This is a genomic window from Streptomyces sp. MMG1121, assembly GCF_001280015.1.
Classification (GTDB): Bacteria; Actinomycetota; Actinomycetes; order Streptomycetales; family Streptomycetaceae; genus Streptomyces.
In genome coordinates this window covers 27,570-45,493 of the sequence record NZ_LGDV01000192.1, presented here as the reverse complement: position 1 = coordinate 45,493, position 17,924 = coordinate 27,570, and the positions used below count along the sequence as shown (strand labels likewise).

General features: G+C 73.8%; 17 protein-coding genes. 7 read left to right on the top strand and 10 right to left on the bottom strand.

Features of this window, described 5'->3' with window-relative positions; all coding sequences use genetic code 11:
- Positions 1 to 178: 178 nt before the first annotated feature.
- From ADK64_RS21785 to ADK64_RS21775, 3 genes are all read right to left on the bottom strand, one after another.
- Positions 179 to 889 carry an LPXTG cell wall anchor domain-containing protein gene (locus ADK64_RS21785; protein ID WP_053661512.1) on the bottom strand — a complete coding sequence of 237 codons (711 nt, stop codon included), beginning with the start codon at positions 887 to 889 and terminating at the stop codon, positions 179 to 181.
- Positions 890 to 1,136: 247 nt separating this feature from the next.
- On the bottom strand, positions 1,137 to 1,697 hold the full coding sequence (locus ADK64_RS21780; protein ID WP_053661511.1) for an ATP-binding protein: 561 nt from the start codon (positions 1,695 to 1,697) through the stop codon (positions 1,137 to 1,139).
- Between the two features lie 248 nt (positions 1,698 to 1,945).
- A complete protein-coding gene (locus ADK64_RS21775) occupies positions 1,946 to 2,323 on the bottom strand; it encodes an STAS domain-containing protein (protein ID WP_053661548.1) in 378 nt (125 codons plus the stop codon).
- 240 nt (positions 2,324 to 2,563) lie between these two features.
- On the opposite strand from ADK64_RS21775, the gene ADK64_RS21770 reads away from it, so the two are divergent.
- Both ADK64_RS21770 and ADK64_RS21765 read left to right on the top strand, forming a co-directional pair.
- Positions 2,564 to 3,472: an RNA polymerase sigma factor SigF gene (locus tag ADK64_RS21770; RefSeq protein WP_199829679.1), complete on the top strand. Its 909-nt coding sequence runs from the start codon at positions 2,564 to 2,566 to the stop codon at positions 3,470 to 3,472.
- 237 nt (positions 3,473 to 3,709) lie between these two features.
- Entirely contained in the window at positions 3,710 to 5,371 is a 1,662-nt protein-coding gene (locus tag ADK64_RS21765; protein ID WP_078992773.1) for an RICIN domain-containing protein, read from the top strand.
- A 20-nt stretch (positions 5,372 to 5,391) separates the two neighbouring features.
- On the opposite strand, the gene hutI is transcribed toward ADK64_RS21765, so the two are convergent.
- The 4 genes from hutI to hutU form a co-directional block, all read right to left on the bottom strand.
- Positions 5,392 to 6,567, bottom strand: a complete 1,176-nt coding sequence (gene hutI, locus ADK64_RS21760; RefSeq protein ID WP_053661509.1) for an imidazolonepropionase — start codon at positions 6,565 to 6,567, stop codon at positions 5,392 to 5,394.
- A 29-nt stretch (positions 6,568 to 6,596) separates the two neighbouring features.
- Positions 6,597 to 7,949, bottom strand: coding sequence for a formimidoylglutamate deiminase (locus tag ADK64_RS21755; protein ID WP_053661508.1), 1,353 nt, complete (start codon positions 7,947 to 7,949; stop codon positions 6,597 to 6,599).
- Complete coding sequence (locus ADK64_RS21750; protein ID WP_199829682.1) at positions 7,946 to 9,148, bottom strand: allantoate amidohydrolase; 1,203 nt, start codon at positions 9,146 to 9,148, stop codon at positions 7,946 to 7,948. Before ADK64_RS21750 ends, ADK64_RS21755 begins: the two co-directional genes overlap by 4 nt.
- 182 nt (positions 9,149 to 9,330) lie before the next feature.
- Complete coding sequence (hutU, locus tag ADK64_RS21745; RefSeq protein ID WP_053661507.1) at positions 9,331 to 10,995, bottom strand: urocanate hydratase; 1,665 nt, start codon at positions 10,993 to 10,995, stop codon at positions 9,331 to 9,333.
- 139 nt (positions 10,996 to 11,134) lie between these two features.
- Here hutU and ADK64_RS21740 point away from each other — a divergent pair, with 139 nt between their 5' ends.
- From ADK64_RS21740 to ADK64_RS21720, 5 genes are all read left to right on the top strand, one after another.
- The gene (locus ADK64_RS21740; protein ID WP_053661506.1) at positions 11,135 to 12,535 is read left to right on the top strand and encodes a diaminopimelate decarboxylase; all 1,401 of its coding nucleotides are present in this window, start codon (positions 11,135 to 11,137) and stop codon (positions 12,533 to 12,535) included.
- Positions 12,536 to 12,703: 168 nt separating this feature from the next.
- Positions 12,704 to 13,090: a hypothetical protein gene (locus ADK64_RS21735; RefSeq protein WP_053661505.1), complete on the top strand. Its 387-nt coding sequence runs from the start codon at positions 12,704 to 12,706 to the stop codon at positions 13,088 to 13,090.
- Positions 13,087 to 13,881 (top strand): hypothetical protein, encoded by a 795-nt coding sequence (locus ADK64_RS21730; protein ID WP_053661504.1) that lies wholly within the window; start codon positions 13,087 to 13,089, stop codon positions 13,879 to 13,881. The genes ADK64_RS21735 and ADK64_RS21730 overlap by 4 nt, the downstream gene beginning before the upstream one ends.
- Positions 13,882 to 13,927: 46 nt before the next feature.
- Positions 13,928 to 14,419, top strand: coding sequence for a roadblock/LC7 domain-containing protein (locus ADK64_RS21725; protein ID WP_053661503.1), 492 nt, complete (start codon positions 13,928 to 13,930; stop codon positions 14,417 to 14,419).
- Between the two features lie 22 nt (positions 14,420 to 14,441).
- Positions 14,442 to 14,816, top strand: coding sequence for a hypothetical protein (locus tag ADK64_RS21720; protein WP_053661502.1), 375 nt, complete (start codon positions 14,442 to 14,444; stop codon positions 14,814 to 14,816).
- Between the two features lie 9 nt (positions 14,817 to 14,825).
- Here the strand turns inward: ADK64_RS21720 and ADK64_RS21715 are convergent, their stop codons facing one another.
- From ADK64_RS21715 to ADK64_RS21705, 3 genes are all read right to left on the bottom strand, one after another.
- Positions 14,826 to 15,410 carry a hypothetical protein gene (locus ADK64_RS21715; RefSeq protein ID WP_107093042.1) on the bottom strand — a complete coding sequence of 195 codons (585 nt, stop codon included), beginning with the start codon at positions 15,408 to 15,410 and terminating at the stop codon, positions 14,826 to 14,828.
- 83 nt (positions 15,411 to 15,493) lie between these two features.
- A complete protein-coding gene (locus tag ADK64_RS21710) occupies positions 15,494 to 16,366 on the bottom strand; it encodes a MurR/RpiR family transcriptional regulator (RefSeq protein ID WP_053661500.1) in 873 nt (290 codons plus the stop codon).
- On the bottom strand, positions 16,363 to 17,880 hold the full coding sequence (locus ADK64_RS21705) for an aromatic amino acid ammonia-lyase (RefSeq protein WP_199829678.1): 1,518 nt from the start codon (positions 17,878 to 17,880) through the stop codon (positions 16,363 to 16,365). Before ADK64_RS21705 ends, ADK64_RS21710 begins: the two co-directional genes overlap by 4 nt.
- Positions 17,881 to 17,924 lie beyond the last annotated feature (44 nt).

The following is a 17,924-nucleotide window of genomic DNA, read 5'->3' as shown; positions in this document are numbered from 1 at the left end:
CCCGGCGGGAGGGGCGGACGGACGGTGCGCGGGGCGCCGGCCGGGGTCAGCGGCGTACGGGGGCAGCGGCATACGGCTCGACCGCGGGCCGTCGGCCCAGGGCCGGTGACGTACGGCCGACCGCAGGGCATCGGCCAGGTCGGGGGCGTACGGCGTGGCCGCGGGCCCCCGGCCCGGGTCAGCGGCGTACGGACTGGCCGCGGCGGGTCAGCCACAGCGTGCCCGCCGCGCCGGCGAGGAACACCGTGGCACCGAGCGTGCCGAGCGCGACCGCCGAGTCGTCGGGGCCGGTCTGCGGAAGCTGTCCGGATGCGGAGGTGCCGCCCGAGGACGACGAGGAGGAGCCGCCCGAGGAGGAGCCGCCGGAGGACGAACCGCCGGCCGCCGTCACATCCAGGGTCAGCGCCGCCTGCGGGGAGTTGGTCGGCGTGCACGTCGTCGTCGTGCCGAGCGCCTTGATGGTGAGCGTGCCCGGCGTGAAGGTGACCTTGCCGGTCTTCGACGGCGTGTACGTGCCGGTCAAGTCGCTGATCTTGATGGGGGTGTTGGCGGGGATCGCGGCGGCGTTGGGCGGCCCGCTGACCGGCAGCGTGCCGCTGTCCGCGCCGCCGAGCCTGATCGTGGCACTCGGACTCATCGCCCCCTTGCCCAGCTCGACCGGGCTGGAGGAGACGCCCTTCTGCCACGACATGGTGATCTTGTAGCCGCCGCCGCTCTTGGCGCCCTTGATGTCGATGGGCGACACGGCGCTCTTGACGCCGATCGGCGTCTGGCAGCGGTAGTTGACATCGACGACGTCCGCGTGGGCCGCCGGCGCCGCCAGCAGCACCGCCGAGCCGGCCAGAGCCGCGGCGGACGCGAACGCGGCGGTTCGTTTCGGGTACGACACGATCGGTCCACCCCATTCCTGACGGTTCATCAGATTGGCCGTCAAGGTACGCCGGGGCGCGTGAGGAAGGAAGACACGGTGCGAGGAGGATCTGTGACGATGCGAACGCCCCACGAGCCACGGCGGGCCCACGGCCGGCGGACCGACCGCCGCGACCAGCTCCGCTCCCCGGCACCCGAGGTGCCGTGGACGCCGGACGGCCGCCCGGGCGAGCGCCGCGGACGGAGCGGCGCCCGGCGCGGCCCGGCTACGCCGGTGCGCCCAGTTCCGCCCACACCGTCTTGCCCGACCGGCCGGGAACGCGGACGACACCCCAGTCCAGGCACAGCCGCTGCACGATGAACATGCCGTGGCCGCCGGGGCGGCCGGCGCGGTGCGGGGTGCGCGGGGCCGGCTGGCCGGTGCCGCGGTCCGAGACCTCCAGCCGGATCACCTTGTCGTCGCAGGTGAGGACGAGTTCGTCGGGGCCCTCGGCGTGCAGACAGGCGTTGGTGACCAGTTCGGAGACGACGAGCAGCACGTCCTCGGCGGCGGCCCGCTGGTCGGCGGTGGCGGCGGGCAGCCAGCCCCACGCGTACAGCGCCTGCCGGGTGTAGTCACGGGCGAGCGGGACGACCCCGCTCGCCCCCTCCAGGGCGAGCCGACGGATCTGCCGTCCGCCGGTCTCCCGCATACCGTCGGAAGGTCCGGACGGCGCGGCCGCCCCCGCGGGTACGGCCGCGGACGGCGCCCCCTCCTCGGAGACCCCGGAAGCGCCGCTCGGCTCCGGGCCGCGGTCGCCCGGCGAGCAAGGCCGGGTGGTGCTCATCAGCGCTTCACCTCACCGATCCACCAGTTCACCAGTTCACCATTCAAAGGCCCGCACCGGCCGGCACCGACCGGTCCGTACGTGCCTACTCCTGCTTACTTCTGCCCATTCGCGCCTCCCCCTGCCCTCTCCTGCCCGGCCGATCCGGCGGAACACCCCCCGATTTCGACGTGCGGGACATGCGCGGGAGCGGGTGCCCCGACAGCGCGCCAGGGAGAGGGTCGCAAGGAGGGGGCGGGCGGGCGGGCTCAGTCGGCGCCGGGCGCCAGAGCCGCCGCCACGGAGTCGTGCACGGTGAAGACCGCCCCGGCTCCTGTGATCTCGAACACGCGGGCCACCACCGGCTGCATCCCGGCCAGATGGACCCCGCCACCGGCGGCCTCCGCCTTCAGCCGGGCACCGAGCAGGACGTTCAGGCCCGTGGAGTCGCAGAACTCCAGGCGCGTGCAGTCCACGACGAGGCGCGAGAAGCCCTTGGCCAGGAGGTGCTCGAGGGGCTCGCGCAGCAGATCGGCGGTGTGGTGATCGAGCTCACCCGCCGGCTGCACAACCGCGCTGGAGCCCTCTTCCCGCACCTCCACCAGAAGTCGGCCCGACTGTGCGCTGCCGACCATCCCGTGGTCCATGCCGTTCTCTCTCCCGAGGTCGTGGCTGCTGATGCCCTCGAACATTACGCCTTCCATGCACACTTCGACACCCGAACAACCTCACATAATCGGACATACCTGAACAGGACGCACTTGCGATCGGTTCGGGTATGCCGGTAGGGCTAGTAAGGACACACATTCCTATCCCTACACGCCGGCTTCGGAGGCGCCGCACACCGCAGTGCACGCATTGGCTTCGGCAGCCTTATGCCGAGAACGATGGAGGACACCATGTCACCCCGGCTCGACGCATCGCCTACCCACGACGCGACGTCGACACCCCCACCGGAACAGCTGGATCATCCCATCGAACCCCTCGACCCCTTCGAGGGACTCCCGGAGATCCCCCCGTACGACGAGATCGGCCCGGTCGACGCGCGGGCCCTGTCCAAGACCCTCTTCGAGCGCCTCACGACGCTGGAGGAAGGGACGCACGAGTACGCGTACGTCCGCAACACCCTCGTCGAGCTGAACCTCGCGCTCGTGAAGTTCTCCGCCTCCCGCTTCCGCTCCCGGAGCGAGCCGATGGAGGACATCATCCAGGTCGGCACGATCGGCCTGATCAAGGCGATCGACCGCTTCGAGCTCTCGCGCGGGGTCGAGTTCCCCACCTTCGCGATGCCGACGATCATCGGCGAGATCAAGCGGTTCTTCCGCGACACGTCGTGGTCCGTACGCGTACCGCGCAGGCTCCAGGAGCTGCGCCTGGACCTGGCCAAGGCCGGGGACGAGCTCGCCCAGCAGCTGGACCGCTCCCCCACGGTCGCGGAGCTGGCGGAGCGGCTCGGGCTGTCCGAGGACGAGGTCGTCGAGGGCATGGCCGCCTCGAACGCCTACACCGCCTCCTCGCTGGACGCCCAGCCGGAGGAGGACGAGACCGAGGGCGCGCTGGCGGACCGGATCGGGTACGAGGACCACGGGCTGGAGGGCATCGAGTACGTCGAGTCGCTCAAGCCGCTGATCGCGGAACTCCCGCCCCGGGACCGGAAGATCCTCTCCCTGCGGTTCGTGGCGAACATGACCCAGTCGGAGATCGGTGACGAACTCGGCATCTCCCAGATGCATGTGTCGCGGCTGCTGTCCCGCACGCTGGTGCGGCTGCGCAGGGGGCTGACGCTGGAGGAGTGACCCCCGGGTCCCGCCGTCCACGGCACCGGGAACGAGTGGCCCGGCCGCCGGCATCCGCCGGTACCGGGCCACTCGTCTCGGTCAACTGCCCCCAGGTTCCCAACCGTTATCCGGTTACCCGCGGAAACCTCTTTTCCCGCCCGCCCCCCTCCACCACTATGGGCTCCCCATACTGGCTGGTATGCCAGCCCGGGGCCGCAACGGCGCGGCCGCCCGGTGTCGCGAGGAGGCTGGACGATGGCTCAGCGGGAGGACGGGGCCGGGACGGGCGGAGCCTGGGCGGACGCGGCCAGGGCGGGTGCCGGCGGGACGGCCAGGGCCGGGGCGGGCCGAAGCACGGGCGACGGGGCTCTCGACGACGCCCCGGACACCCGCCTCACCGACCTCCTCCGCTCCCCCGTTTCCCCCGCCTCCTCCATCCCCACCGCTTCTCCCGCCTCCCCCGCCTCCGCGGCCTACCCCGCGTTGCGGGAGCTGCGCAGACGGCACCACCCGGCGGTCCTGGCCTACGCCCGGCTCTGTGCCGCGAGCGAGTCCGGCGCCCGCCGGCTGGCGGCCGAGACCTTCGCCACGGCGGCCCGTGAGACGGCCCGCGGTGCCGACCCGGCCGTCCCGCTGCGCCACCGCCTCCTGCTGCTGACCGCCAGGCTGGCGACGGCCTGGGCCCACGACGAGCGCTCCACGGGCGTCGACCCCGGCCTGCTGCTCGTCCTGCACGCGTCCGGCCTGCCCGACGGCCCCGCCCCGCCCCTCCTCCCGGCGTTCCGCTCACTGCCCACCCGTGACCAGGGCCTGATCTGGTACGGCGTACTGGAGCAGGAGCCGCAGCAGCGGACCGCCGCCTACCTCGGCCTGAGCCGCACGGACGTGGCGTACGGCATCCCGCAGGCCCTCAAGGCCCTGTCCCAGGCCTGTCTGCGCCATCGCCTGGCCGCGTCCGACGACCCGCGCTGTGCCGACTTCCGCCGGCTGATCGAGGAGGCGGTACGACCCGACGGTCCGCGCCACAGCGGCGATCTGGACGCCCATATGGCGCGCTGCCCGCACTGCACGGCCGCGTTCGAGGATCTGCGGGCTCTGCGGGACACACCCCGGCAGACCCTGGCGGAGGGCCTGCTGCCCTGGAGCGGCACGGCGTACCTGCGCGCCGAAGAGCCGCCGCCCGTCCCCGAACCCTCTGGCGTAGGGGCGAACTGGCCGCCGCGGCGCCGCGTCCTGCTGGCCTCGGCGGCCCTGGGCGTGGCCCTGACCCCGCTCCTGGTGTTCCTGCTCGTCCCGGACCGCAAAGGGGGCCAGGAGCCGACGGCTGCGACCCCGGCACCTCCTCCGGTGACGGTGACGGCAACGGTCCCGGTGACTCCGTCCCCCTCACTGTCCCCCGCACCGTCCCGCTCCACCGACTCCCCGCCCCCCGGCCGGACTTCACCCCACCCGACCGCACCGGTACCTGCGCCGACAGGTCACCCCTCGGCGCCCGGCCCCACGCCCGCACCCCCGGGTACGGCCTTCGCGCAGGTGGTGAACCTCGCCACGGGCCGCTGCCTGGACATCCGCGACGGCGATCCGGAGCAGGGCAACGACGTCGTCACAGCCCCCTGCTCGGGCGCCGCGACCCAGCGCTGGCGCGTGGACGGCCGCCTGGGTGTGGTCCGCTCGGCGGCCGACGACTCCCTCTGCCTGGACAGCCGCGGTGCGACCGACCGGGGCGTGGGCGTCTGGGGCTGCGACTCGGTCCACGGCGACCACGGGGACAACCTCCGCTTCACCGTCGCCCCCGACGGCACGATCCGCCCGTGCATCGCCACCGGCGCGGCGGTGACCCCGGCCGGCCGCTACGGGGTGTCCCTGGAGCCGCTGGACGGGAGCCGGGCGCAGCGGTGGCGGGCCGGGGCCGCCTGACCCGTCGGCGAAGGCCCTGCTCAGACCACCCGCACCCCCCGTCGCCACACCCCCCTGACCAGGGGTACGCCCGGGCGGTAGGCGAGGTGGACGTGGCTGGGGGCGTCCAGGAGCGTCAGGTCGGCCCGGGCGCCCGGGGTGAGACGGCCGATGTCGGTGCGGCGCAGGGCCGCCGCACCGCCCGCCGTGGCCGACCAGACCGCTTCGTCCGGGGTCATCCGCATGTCGCGGACGGCGAGTGCGATGCAGAAGGGGACGGAGGAGGTGAAGGACGAGCCGGGGTTGCAGTCGGTGGACAGGGCGACCGTCGCGCCCGCGTCCAGGAGGCGGCGGGCGTCTGGCCATTGCGCGCGCGTGGAGAACTCCGCGCCCGGCAGCAGGGTGGCGACCGTGTCGCTGTTGGCCAGGGCGTCGACGTCGGCGTCCGTGAGGTGGGTGCAGTGGTCGGCGCTGGCCGCGTCCAGTTCCACGGCGAGCTGGACGCCGGGACCGTAGGAGAGCTGGTTGGCGTGGATGCGGGGGTGCAGGCCCTTCGCCTTGCCCGCGGTGAGGATCGCGCGGGCCTGGTCGCCGTCGAAGGCGCCCTTCTCACAGAACACGTCGACCCAGCGGGCGTGCGGCGCGCAGGCGTCCAGCATCTCGCCGGTGACCAGGGCGACATAGGCCGCCGGATCGTCGGCGTAGTCCGGGGAGACGATGTGCGCGCCGAGGTACGTCACCTCGTCGGTGTGCTGGGCCGCGAGGCGCAGCGCGCGGGACTCGTCCTCGACCGTGAGGCCGTAGCCCGACTTCGTCTCGAAGGTGGTGGTGCCCTGGCGCAGCGCCTCCGCCAGGTAGTGGGTCAGGTTCGCCTCCAGTTCCGCGTCGCTCGCGGCGCGGGTGGCCGCGACCGTGGTGCGGATGCCGCCCGCCGTGTAGGAGCGGCCGGACATGCGGGCGTTGAACTCCTGGGTGCGGTCGCCGGCGAAGACCAGGTGCGAGTGCGAGTCCACGAAGCCCGGCAGCACCGCCCGGCCGCCCGCGTCGACCCGGTTGTCAGTGGCGGGTGCTTTGCTGGATTCACCGGTCCACGTGATGCGGTCGCCGTCGATGACGACGGCCGCGTCCCGGATCAGGCCCAGGGGGGAACCGTCACCTAGGGAGGGGTCGTTGGTGACCAGCGTGCTGATGTTGGTGATGACGGTGCTGCTGCTCATGGTCTCGTCCTTGTGGGGGGCGATGGGATTCAGCCGCGGAGGGCTCCGACAGCGGCCGACAGCGCCTGCGGCACGTCCGGTACGAGGGTGTGCGCCCCGTCGCGTACGACGTGCCGACCGCCCACGACGGTGTGCCGTACGTCGGCCGCGCCCGCCGCGAATACGGCCGTCTCGGCGCCCAGCCTGGGCAGCGGTCCCGCTGTCCTGACCGAGTCGAGGGCGATCGTCGTGAAGTCGGCGAGGGCGCCCGCCTCCAGCGTGCCGGCCTCGTCCCAGCCCAGGGCGGCGTGGCCGTCGACGGTGGCGGCCCGCAGCAGGGAGTTCGCGGTCCAGTGGCCCCGGGTCCGGGTGCGCAGCCGCTCGTTCAGCTCCATCGCGCGCGCCTCTTCGAGCAGGTCGATGACGGCGTGGCTGTCGGAGCCGAGACAGAGCGGGGACCCGGCCCGCTGGAGGGCGACGGCCGGTCCGATGCCGTCGGCCAGGTCCCGCTCGGTCGTCGGGCACATGCAGGTGCCGGTGCCCGAGCCGCCGAGCAGGGCGATGTCCTCGTCCGTGAGGTGGGTGTTGTGCACACCGGTGGTGCGCGGCCCGAGGACCCCGTGGTCGGCGAGCAGCCGGGTGGGCGTGCATCCGTGGGCGGCCAGGCAGGCGTCGTTCTCGGCGGTCTGCTCCGACAGGTGCACATGCAGCGGGGCCCGCCGCTCCCCGGCCCACCCCGCCACGGTCGCCAACTGGTCGGCGGGCACGGCCCGTACGGAGTGGATGGCCGCCCCGATCCGCGCGTGATCCCGTTCCTTGAGAACTGCACAGCGTTCCGCCCAGGCCTCGGCGCTGCCGTCGGAGAAGCGGAGCTGATGGGCGTCGGGGGCCTTGCCACTGTGCTTGTTCGAGATGGCGGAGGACAGGTAGCAGGTGTCGAGGAGGGTGATCCGGATGCCGGCCTCGGCGGCGGCCGCGATCAGCGCCTCGCCCATGGCGTTGGGGTCGGCGTAGGGGGTGCCGCCGGGCGCGTGGTGCACGTAGTGGAACTCGCCGACGGCCGTGATGCCGGCCAGGGCCATCTCCGCGTACACCGCGCGGGCCAGCGCGTGGTAGGTCTCCGGGGTCAGCCGGTCGGCGACGGAGTACATCACCTCGCGCCAGGTCCAGAAGGTGCCGCTGCCGACCTGGACGGTGCCGCGCAGCGCCCGGTGGAAGGCGTGCGAGTGGCTGTTCGCCAGCCCCGGGAGCGTGAGCCCGCGCAGCACCTCGGCGCCGGGCGGCGGGGTGGGGACGCCGGTGCGGACGGCACCGATCCGCCCGCCGTCCACGTCCAGGGCCACGCCCGGCTCGACGGTGGTGTCGAGCCAGGCGTGTTCCAACCAGTAGGTCCGCTTGGTCACCTGCAGGCCAGCCCTTCCAGTACGTCGGCGAGCGCGCGCACCCCGGCCACGCAGTCGTCCTCGGCGGCGAACTCGGCCGGGGAGTGCGAGACACCGGTGGGGTTGCGCACGAACAGCATGGCGGTCGGGATGCTCCCGGAGAGGATCCCGGCGTCGTGTCCGGCACCGGTACCGAGGACGGGCACCGTCAGGCCGGTCTCCTTGCCCAGGATGCGGCCGAGTTCGTCGCGCAGGGCGTGATCGAACTCCACGACCGGCGTGAAGGACTCCCGGACGACGTCCAGGTCGATGCCGTGGGCGTCGGCGTACTCCCGGGCCGCCTTCTCGATCCCGCCGACCACCGTGTCCAGGGTGTCCTGGTCGGCGGCGCGGGAGTCGAGCCAGCCCCGTACGAGGGAGGGGATGGCGTTGACCCCGTTCGGCTCCACCGCGATCTTGCCGAAGGTGGCGACGGCACCCGCGAGCCGGGCCTCGCGGCGGGCGGCGAGCACGGTCTCGGCGTAGGACAGCATCGGGTCGCGCCGGTCCGCCAGCCGGGTGGTGCCGGCGTGGTTGGCCTCGCCCCGGAAGTCGAACCGCCAGCGCCCGTGCGGCCAGATCGCGCTGGCGATGCCGACCCGGTCGCCGGACAGGTCCAGCGCCCGGCCCTGCTCGACGTGCAGCTCGACGAAGGCACCGATCCGGGCCAGCCGCTCGGGGTCGGCCCCGATGGCCTCGGGGTCGTACCCGGCGGCCTCCATGGCGCGCGGGAGGCCGACCCCGTCCCCGTCGGTCAGCCGATGGGCCTGCTCGACGGTGAGCTGCCCGGCGGTCAGCCGGGAGCCGACACAGGCGAGCCCGAAGCGGGCGCCCTCCTCGTCACCGAAGTTGACGATGGCGAGGGGCCTGGTGAACCGCACCTGCCTGGCGCGCAGTTCATCGAGGGCGGCGAACGAGGACACGACGCCGAGGGGCCCGTCGAAGGCCCCGCCGTCCGGCACGGAGTCGAGGTGCGAGCCGGTGACGACCGCGTCCCCGGCGGCCGGATCCCCGAGCCAGGCCCACTGGTTGCCGTTCCGGTCGACCTCGTGGGCCAGACCGCGCGCCTCGGCCTGCTGCCGGAACCAGGCGCGGCAGTCGGCGTCGGCCCCGGTCCAGGCGAAGCGGCGGTAGCCGCCGGAGTCGGGGTGCCGCCCGATCGGGAGCAGCTCGCGCCACATCTCCTGGAAGGAAGCACCACGTACCGGCTGCACAGGCTGCGGGCGGTCGTTCCGCAGGGCGAGGGGGGTCCCCCCGGTCGAGCGGGGCCCGGACCGGGAGCGGGTGGGCACGGCCGGAACCGCACCCGGCGACGAGACCCCGGTCCCCACCGGAGAGTTGCCGGGCCCGCCTGCGTCCTGGGTCACGCCTCGCCACCCTCGCGCATCGGCACCCGAACCCCCCGCTCCTCGGCGACGGACTCCGCGATGTCGTACCCGGCGTCCACATGGCGGATGACGCCCATACCGGGGTCGTTGGTGAGAACGCGCCGGATCTTCTCGCCACCGAGCTTCGTGCCGTCGGCCACCGTCACCTGCCCGGCGTGGATGGACCGCCCCATGCCCACACCGCCTCCGTGGTGGATGGACACCCAGGACGCACCCGAGGCCACGTTCACCATGGCGTTGAGCAGCGGCCAGTCGGCGATCGCGTCGGACCCGTCGAGCATGGCCTCGGTCTCGCGGTACGGCGAGGCCACCGACCCGCAGTCGAGGTGGTCGCGCCCGATGGCCAGCGGTGCCGCCAGCTCCCCGCTCGCCACCATGTCGTTGAAGCGCTCGCCGGCCTTGTCGCGCTCGCCGTAGCCGAGCCAGCAGATGCGCGCGGGCAGGCCCTGGAAGTGGACGCGCTCGCCTGCCATCTTCATCCAGCGGGCCAGGGACTCGTTCTCGGGGAACAGCTCCAGGATGGCCTTGTCGGTCTTGGCGATGTCGGCGGGGTCGCCGGACAGGGCCGCCCAGCGGAAGGGGCCCTTGCCCTCGCAGAAGAGCGGCCGGATGTACGCGGGGACGAAGCCGGGGAAGGCGAACGCCCGCTTATAGCCCGCCAGTTGGGCCTCGCCACGGATGGAGTTGCCGTAGTCGAAGACCTCGGCACCGGCGTCCATGAAGCCGACCATGGCCTCGACGTGCTTCGCCATGGACTCACGCGCACGCGTGGTGAAGCCGGCCGGGTCCTTGGCGGCGGCGTCGGCCATGTCCTCGAAGGCCACACCCACCGGCAGGTAGGACAGCGGGTCGTGCGCGGAGGTCTGGTCGGTGACGATGTCGATGGGGGCGTTCATCGCGAGCAGCTGCGGGACCAGCTCGGCCGCGTTGCCGAGGACGCCGATGGACAGCGGGCGGCGGGCGTCACGGGCCTCGGTGGCCAGCTGGAGCGCGTGGTCGAGGGAGTCGGCCTTGACGTCCAGGTACCGGTGCTCGATACGGCGCTCGATGGCGCGCGGGTCGCAGTCGATACAGATCGCGACGCCGTCGTTCATGGTCACGGCGAGGGGCTGGGCGCCGCCCATGCCGCCGAGACCGGCCGTGAGGGTGATCGTCCCGGCGAGGGTGCCGTCGAACTTCTTCGCGGCGACGGCGGCGAAGGTCTCGTAGGTGCCCTGGAGGATGCCCTGGGTACCGATGTAGATCCAGGAGCCGGCGGTCATCTGGCCGTACATGGTCAGACCGAGGGCCTCCAGGCGGCGGAACTCCTCCCAGTTGGCCCAGTCGCCGACCAGGTTGGAGTTGGCGATGAGGACGCGCGGGGCCCACTCGTGGGTCTGCATCACGCCGACCGGACGGCCGGACTGGACCAGCATGGTCTCGTCCTGCTTGAGGGTCCTGAGCGTGCGGACCATCGCGTCGAAGGAGCGCCAGTCACGGGCGGCCTTGCCGGTGCCGCCGTAGACGACGAGCTTGTCGGGGTGCTCGGCGACCTCGGGGTCGAGGTTGTTCTGGAGCATGCGCAGGGCGGCTTCCTGCTGCCATCCCAGGGTGCTCAGTTCCGTGCCGCGCGGTGCTCGTACGGGGCGGGGTCCCGACATCGTCTGCCTCCTCCTGTTACTGCGTCTATTCACATCCTGTCCGTCTGAATAGAACTAGTCAATACATCGGGGTGACCCCGTTGGCGCGCCGACGGTGTTTGGCTGGGTACACCTGAGTGCGGACACGAGGGGAGACGCTGTGCAGCGGGACGTCGAGAGCCGGGCGGCCGACGAGGAATCCGAGGCGCGGGAGCGCGTCGCCCGACGGGACGCGGCGGTACGCGCCGCCGTGGAGCAGGGGCTGCTCGGTCCGGACGCGGCCGTGGCGGGCCTGCTGGACGTGACCGGGATCCGGCGGTCGGCGGCGGCCCTGCGGGCGGCGTTCGACGCGGCCCTCGCGCCCGGCACACCGGTGCTGCACGCCTTCGCGGTGAAGGCCACCCCGCTGGTGCCGGTACTGCGGCTGCTGCACGAGGCGGGCCTCGGCGCGGAGGTCGCGAGCCCGGGCGAGCTGGCACTGGCGCGGGCGGCAGGGGTGCCGGCGTCCCGCACGGTACTGGACGCGCCCGCGAAGACCCCGGCCGAGCTGCGCGAGGCGCTGGCGCTGGGCATCGCCGTGAACGCCGACAACCCGCAGGAGCTGGACCGGCTCGACGCCCTGGTCCGGCAGGCGCCCACCCGCTCCCCGCTGGGCCTCAGGGTCAATCCGCAGCACGGCGGCGGCTCGATCCGGGCCACCTCCACGGCCACGGCGACCTCGAAGTTCGGGGTGGGCCTGCGCGACGAGGGGGCGCGCGAGTGGGTCGTCGGGGCGTTCCTGGAGCGGCCGTGGCTGACCCGGCTGCACGCGCACACCGGCTCGCAGGGCATCCCGCTGCCGCTGCTCGCGCGGGGTGCGGCCGAGACGTACGCGCTCGCGGAGGAGATCAACGCGCGGGCCGGGCGGCGGCAGATCGACACGCTCGACATCGGCGGCGGGCTGTCGGTGGACTTCGCCTCGGAGGTGACGGCGCCGACGTACGCGCAGTACGCGCGCGTGCTGGCCGATCAGGTGCCGGGGCTGTTCGCCGGGCGGTACGGGCTGGTGACCGAGTTCGGGCGGTCCCTCATGGCCCGGCACGGGACGGTGGTGGCGCGGGTGGAGTACGCCAAGAGCACCGGCGGGCGGCGGATCGCGGTGACACACGCGGGCGTGCAGGTGGCGACGCGGACGGTGTACGCGCCCGAGGCGTGGCCGCTGCGGATCGCCGCGTACGACGCCGAGGGGCACCCCAAGGCGGGACCGGAGGTGGTGCAGGACGTGGCCGGGCCCGCCTGTTTCTCGGGCGACCTGCTCGCCGAGGGGCGCGCGCTGCCGGAGCTGGAGCAGGGCGACCACGTGGCGGCACTGGACACGGGCGCGTACTACGTCACCGCCCACTACGCCTACAACTCCCTTGTGCGGCCCGGCATTTACGGCTTCACGCCGGACATGGGCGGCTCGGGGGGCGTCACCTTCGCGGCCGTACGGGAGCCGCAGACCGTCGCCGAGGTGGTGGCCGAGTCCGGCGGGGCGCACGCGGACGCACTCACCACTCTCCGGGCTCCCGGGAGCCGTTGACGCCTCCCCCGCGAGTGGATCAACTCTCCTGTCACAGAGGTCAGTTGACCCACGCTAGTACGCCGGACGCATGTTCCACCGGAAAATGCCAAAGGCCTCACCCCTCGCGCATACGTTGCGTAGTGTCGACGTCACTCAGCCGGAGTCCCAGGCGGGAGGGGAGCCACGGTGCCCGGAATCGACGAGTGCTTGCTGGAAGCGATGCGGTTGCCCGGTGCGCGGGGCGCCGCACTGGTGGACTGGACGAGCGGACTGGCGCTCGGCACGGTCGGGGAGGCGCCCGGCGGCGACCATGAGACGACCGCCGCCGAGGCCGCCGAGCTGGCCCGGATGACCGCCGAGCACGGCGCGTTCGCGGCCCACGGGGACGACGGACGGCCACCCGTCGAGGACGTGATCGTCAGCAATCGCGACAGCTACCACCTGCTGCGGTTCGTGGACACGTCCTTCGACAGCAGCGTCTTCCTGCATCTGTGGCTCGGCCGCGAGGACGGCAATCTCGCACTCGCCCGCATCCGGCTCGGCGAGATGGCCGCCCGGCTGGTGCTGGGATGACCGTGACGCACATACCTCCGCTGCCGGTGCGGGACAGGGCGGCCGGCCGGGCCCTGTCGCCGATGCTGACCCGGCTCGCCGAGGAGCGGGCCACCGGCGTCCTGGTCCGCGAGCACGGCACCCTGTACCTCGCCGAGGGCCGCGTGGTGCACGCCGAGAGCCTTCACTCCCCGGGCCTCGACGTGCTCCTCACGGCCCACGGCACCCTCGCGGCCGAGGCCTGGCAGCGGGCCGCCGCACGGACCGCCGAGCCATGGCGGACCGCCGAACTCCTGCTGTCCGAAGGCGAGTTACCGGCCGGCGCGCTCGAACTGTGCCGACTGGACACGCTGTACGACGCCGGGTACTTCGCGCTGGCCCCGAGCAGCACCCCGGGCCGCTTCCGCTACGACGGCGGCCCCCGGCTCGGCCCGCTGCCCTCGGTCCCGGTCGTCGCGCTGGAACGCGAGACGCTGCGCCGCCGGCTGCTGCTGCACCGGCTGTGGCCCGACCCGGCCACCGACAGCGCCCCGCTGATCCGCGCGGACCCGGCGGCGCCCGCGCCGCCCACGCCCCGGCAGCGGGCGGTCCTGGACCACGTGGACGGCGTCCGCACGGCCGCCGGGATCGCCCGGAACCTGGGCCGGCAGGCCTTCCACACGCTGGTCGACGTGCGCCGGCTCGCGGCGGCCGGCCTCGTCGCACCGCTGGTCCCCGCGGTCCCGGACCCCGCCCCGCCGCCCCCACCCGCGGTCACCGACCCCGACATCGCGCTGCTGAAGAGGCTCAGGGATGCGCTGGAGGCGCTGTGAACGGCACCGCCCCGCCGAACGCCGCCCTGCCGAGAGGAGAGAGCTGATGGTGTCCGAGGAGGACCTCCGGGCCGTCCTGGAGGAGCTGCGCCGGCTGCGGACCCGGGTGCCGCAGCTCACCGGCGCCCTGGCGGCCGGCGTCGACGGGCTCGCCGTCGCCCACGACACCCCCGGGGTCGACCCGGAGGGACTGGCTGCGCTGACCGCGGCCGCGCTGGGCGTCGCCGTACGGGTGAGTGACGCCACCGGGCACGGCGGCTTCCGCGAACTGCTGGTGCGTGGCGAGGGCGGCTACGTCGCCACCTACGCGGCCGGCCGCACCGCCGTACTGACCCTGCTCGCCGAAGGCCGGGTCAACGTCGGCCGGCTGCATCTGGAGGGCCGCCGGGCCGGCGCCCGGATCGGAGAGCTGCTCGACGCCGCCGACACCGCCGCCCGGACCGCCGCGGCGCCGCGCCAGGCCACCCCCACCACACCCGCACGGACCCGTACGACCCGCGCCACGGCCGCCGAGGCGCGCACCGCAACCGACAGCTGAGCCCGCACCGAAAGGACCCACCATGGCCAACACCGAGACCGCGCTGAAGGAAGCCCTCACCTCGATCGAGGGCGCTACCGGCGTCGCGCTCGTCGACTACACCAGCGGCATGGCGCTGGGCACGATGGGCGGCAGCAAGACCTTCGACCTGAACGTGGCCGCCGCCGGCAACACCGACGTCATCCGCGCCAAGATGCGCACGATGGAACACCTGGGCCTCAAGGCCGAGATCGAGGACATCCTGATCACGCTGTCGGACCAGTACCACCTGATCCGCCTGCTCAAGGGCCGTGGCGGCAACGGCCTGTTCCTCTACCTGGTCCTCGACGCGGGCCGGTCCAACCTGGCGATGGCCCGGCACCAGCTCAAGCGGATCGAGGAGGACCTGGAGGTGTGACCGGGGGGGTCAGGCGAGTGCCGCGGTGCGGCGGCAGGCCCCGCCCGGGGCCGCGTCGCCGGCCGCGATGCCCGTACTGCGCAGGCCCTTGACGGCCTTGCCCACCGGGCTCCCGCCCCGCCGGCCGAGCCAGTCGACGCGCACCCACAGCAGCGTTTGCCCGTCCCGCTCGCGCCGGCCGATCCAGGCGGCCTTCAGCCGCAGCCCGGTGCCGAGCCCGGCCAGCAGCATGCCGCCCGCCGCCGGGACGGCGAAGGCGGAGCCGAGGGCCGCCGCGCAGGCCGGCAGGAGCCACCAGCGGTGGCCCCGGCGCCAGGTGCGCACGGTCACCGCCCGGTCCTGGAGCACGTCGTACTTGCCCGCGCGGGCCGCCCCACGGGCGAGGGCGACGTACCGGCCGCGCCGCACCAGCGGTACGACGGCCGCGGCCACGAGGAACAGCGCGGCCCCGGCCAGCACCCCGATCCGGCGTCCGGTCACCCCGGGCGGCAGCACCCCGACCCCGGCCGCGAACACCCCGGACCACCACAGGGGTGCGGCCCCGGCCCGTACGACGACGGCCACCCGGGCCAGTCCATGTCCTCCGCGCGCCACGATCCGCCTCCTCGTCGTCCCGGCACAGCTGACGGCCCGGGACGGTAGCGAGCGAACGTGAGACGAGTCTGAGAACGCCCGCGTCACTCCACGAAGAGCCCCCGTGCCGCCGCCTTCGCGTCGAACTCCTCCAGCCGGGCCTGGGCGTCGGGGAGGTCGTCGCAGACCGCCTCCAGCAGGACCCGGCCGAGCAGCATCGGGGCGCACGCGGTGTCGAAGGCGAGGCCGGTGCCGACGGCGGCGGGCAGCAGCAGATCGGAGTACTTCGCGACCGGGGCGAACGCGGAGTCGGCGACCGTGACGGTGGTCAGCCCCACGTCCTTGGCGTAGGCGAGGGTGTCCACGACCTCGCGCGGATGCCGGGGCAGCGCGAAGCACAGCAGCGCGGAGGCGCCCGCGCGGACGGCCGCGTCGATGCGGTCCTGGATCATGGTGCCGCCCTCGTTGAGCAGCCGGACGTCCGGGTGCACCTTGGCGGCGAAGTAGGCGAAGCCGTAGGCCTGCGAGGCGGCGGCGCGCAGCCCGAGCACCGGCAGCGGCCGGGACGCGGCGAGGATCCGGCCGGCCTTCTGCACCGGGCGCGGGTCGGCGAGCAGTTCGGCGAGGTGCCTGAGGTTCTCGATCTCGGCCTCGACGGCCTGCTGGTACTCGTTGAACGCGCCCGCCTCGGCGGCCGGTTCGGCGGGGACGACCTCGCGCAGATGCCTGCGCAGCGCCGGATAGCCGTCGAAGCCGAGGGCGACGGCGAACCGGGTCACGGACGGCTGGCTGACCCCGGCCAGCTCGGCCAGTTCCACGCTGGACAGGAAGGGCACGTCGGCGGCGCGCCGGACCATGCTGTGCGCGATCCGGCGCTGGGTCGGCGTGAGCCGGTGGCCCTCGAACAACACCTGCAGCCGGTTCGCGGGACTGTCCGAAACGCCGGGCGTCCCCCCCGTGCCGCTGTCCACGCTCATGACGCGCTCCCCCTCCAGATGTCCGTGAACCGGTCGAGCAGTGCGGCCGCCGCCGTCACGTCGTCCGTGAGCGGCCGGTCGGCCGGGTCGGCGTCGAGGACCGGCTCGGCGAGCGCGAACGCCCGGCCGGCCGGCAGCCCCGGGTCGGGCCGCAGGTCGCGCTGGCGCAGCGCGCGGACGGCGGCGACGAGTTCGCAGCCGACCACCAGACGATACGCATCGCACGCGCGCAGGGTCTGCCGCGCGGCGAGCGAGGCGAAGCTCGCCTGTTCCTCGACGCCCCGGGAGAGTACAGCGTGGCCCAGCGAGGCCGGCGCGGAGAAGGCACGCAGATCGCCGAGGGCGGCGCCGGCCGCGTACTCCAGGATCATCACGCCGGAGGAGGCCGGCTCGTGGTCGGCGAGGAAGGGGCGCAGCCGGGTGTAGGCGGGCTCGTTGAGCGTGGACAGCCGGGACGTCGACAGCCGGGCCACCTGGGTCACCGCGAGCCTGAAGTGATCGAGGGCAAGGGCGAGTTGGGCCTGGTAGAAGCCGCCGTGGTGGTAGGCGGCGAGGTCCTCGGGAGCGATGAGCGGGTTCTCTGCGGCCGCGTTGATCTCGACGGCCAGGACCTGTTCCAGGGCGTCGGCCGCGTCGTGCGCCGGGCCGTGTATCTGGGGCAGGCAGCGGAAACCGTAGGGGTCCTGGATCCGGCCGAGCGGCGGGGTCGGCCGGTCGGCGGCGCCGATCAGCTCGCGCATCCGGCGGGCCGTCTCGGTGCTGCCCCGGTGCGGGCGGGCGGCGTGCACGGGGGCGGCGTAGGCCTCGTGGGAGCCGTCGACGGCGAGCAGGGACAGGGCCGCGACGACCTGGGTGGCGCCGATGAGCCCGCGCAGTTCGTGCAGGGCGAGCGCGGACTGGCCGAGGGTGAGGGCGTTGCTGCTGATCAAGGCGAGGGCGTCGTTGTTGTCCAGGGGCTGCGGCTCGGGGGCGCCCGCACCCCGCCACGGGTGCTCGCCGGCGAGCGCGAGCCCGATCTGGGCGAGGGCCGCTATGTCGCCGGTGCCGACGGAGCCGAACTCGTTGACGACCGGATACGCGCCGCTCTGAAGCGCCTCGCACAGGGCGGTGACCACGCTGGGCCTGAGCCCGGCGCCGCCGGCCAGCAGCTGGTTGGCGCGGACGGCGAGCGTGGCGCGCACCTGCCGGGCGGGGAGTTCCGCGCCGATGGCGCCGGCGTGGCTGCGCAGCAGGCGCAGACCGTGTCCGGTGGCGGCGTCGGTGGGCACGTCCTCGTTCCGGTTGGCGCCCACACCGGTGGAGCGGCCGTAGACGCGTCCGGTGGCGGCGATCTGCCGGGCGGCGTTCCAGGACTCCTCCGTCCGCCGCAGCGCCCGGTCCGCGGGGACCGGCCGTGCGGTCCCGTCGGCGAGGCGCACCACGTCCTCGACGCCGAGTCCGGACCCGTCCAGGACCACGGTCGCGGAGCGCGTGGACCGTACGGACTCCGGTGCGTCCACGATACGAGACGACATCACGTCCAAACTCCCCTCAATCCGGACATTCGATCTTGCCCTGC

What these genes read in the sequence shown, in the direction of transcription:
- ADK64_RS21780 (WP_053661511.1), bottom strand. Translation starts at nt 1,697, where the DNA reads ATGAGCACCACCCGGCCTTGCTCGCCGGGCGACCGCGGCCCGGAGCCG.
- ADK64_RS21775 (WP_053661548.1), bottom strand. Translation starts at nt 2,323, where the DNA reads ATGGACCACGGGATGGTCGGCAGCGCACAGTCGGGCCGACTTCTGGTG.
- ADK64_RS21770 (WP_199829679.1), top strand. Translation starts at nt 2,564, where the DNA reads ATGGAGGACACCATGTCACCCCGGCTCGACGCATCGCCTACCCACGAC.
- ADK64_RS21765 (WP_078992773.1), top strand. Translation starts at nt 3,710, where the DNA reads ATGGCTCAGCGGGAGGACGGGGCCGGGACGGGCGGAGCCTGGGCGGAC.
- hutI (WP_053661509.1), bottom strand. Translation starts at nt 6,567, where the DNA reads ATGAGCAGCAGCACCGTCATCACCAACATCAGCACGCTGGTCACCAAC.
- ADK64_RS21750 (WP_199829682.1), bottom strand. Translation starts at nt 9,148, where the DNA reads ATGTGGCGCGAGCTGCTCCCGATCGGGCGGCACCCCGACTCCGGCGGC.
- hutU (WP_053661507.1), bottom strand. Translation starts at nt 10,995, where the DNA reads ATGTCGGGACCCCGCCCCGTACGAGCACCGCGCGGCACGGAACTGAGC.
- ADK64_RS21730 (WP_053661504.1), top strand. Translation starts at nt 13,087, where the DNA reads ATGACCGTGACGCACATACCTCCGCTGCCGGTGCGGGACAGGGCGGCC.
- ADK64_RS21725 (WP_053661503.1), top strand. Translation starts at nt 13,928, where the DNA reads ATGGTGTCCGAGGAGGACCTCCGGGCCGTCCTGGAGGAGCTGCGCCGG.
- ADK64_RS21720 (WP_053661502.1), top strand. Translation starts at nt 14,442, where the DNA reads ATGGCCAACACCGAGACCGCGCTGAAGGAAGCCCTCACCTCGATCGAG.
- ADK64_RS21710 (WP_053661500.1), bottom strand. Translation starts at nt 16,366, where the DNA reads ATGAGCGTGGACAGCGGCACGGGGGGGACGCCCGGCGTTTCGGACAGT.
- ADK64_RS21705 (WP_199829678.1), bottom strand. Translation starts at nt 17,880, where the DNA reads ATGTCGTCTCGTATCGTGGACGCACCGGAGTCCGTACGGTCCACGCGC.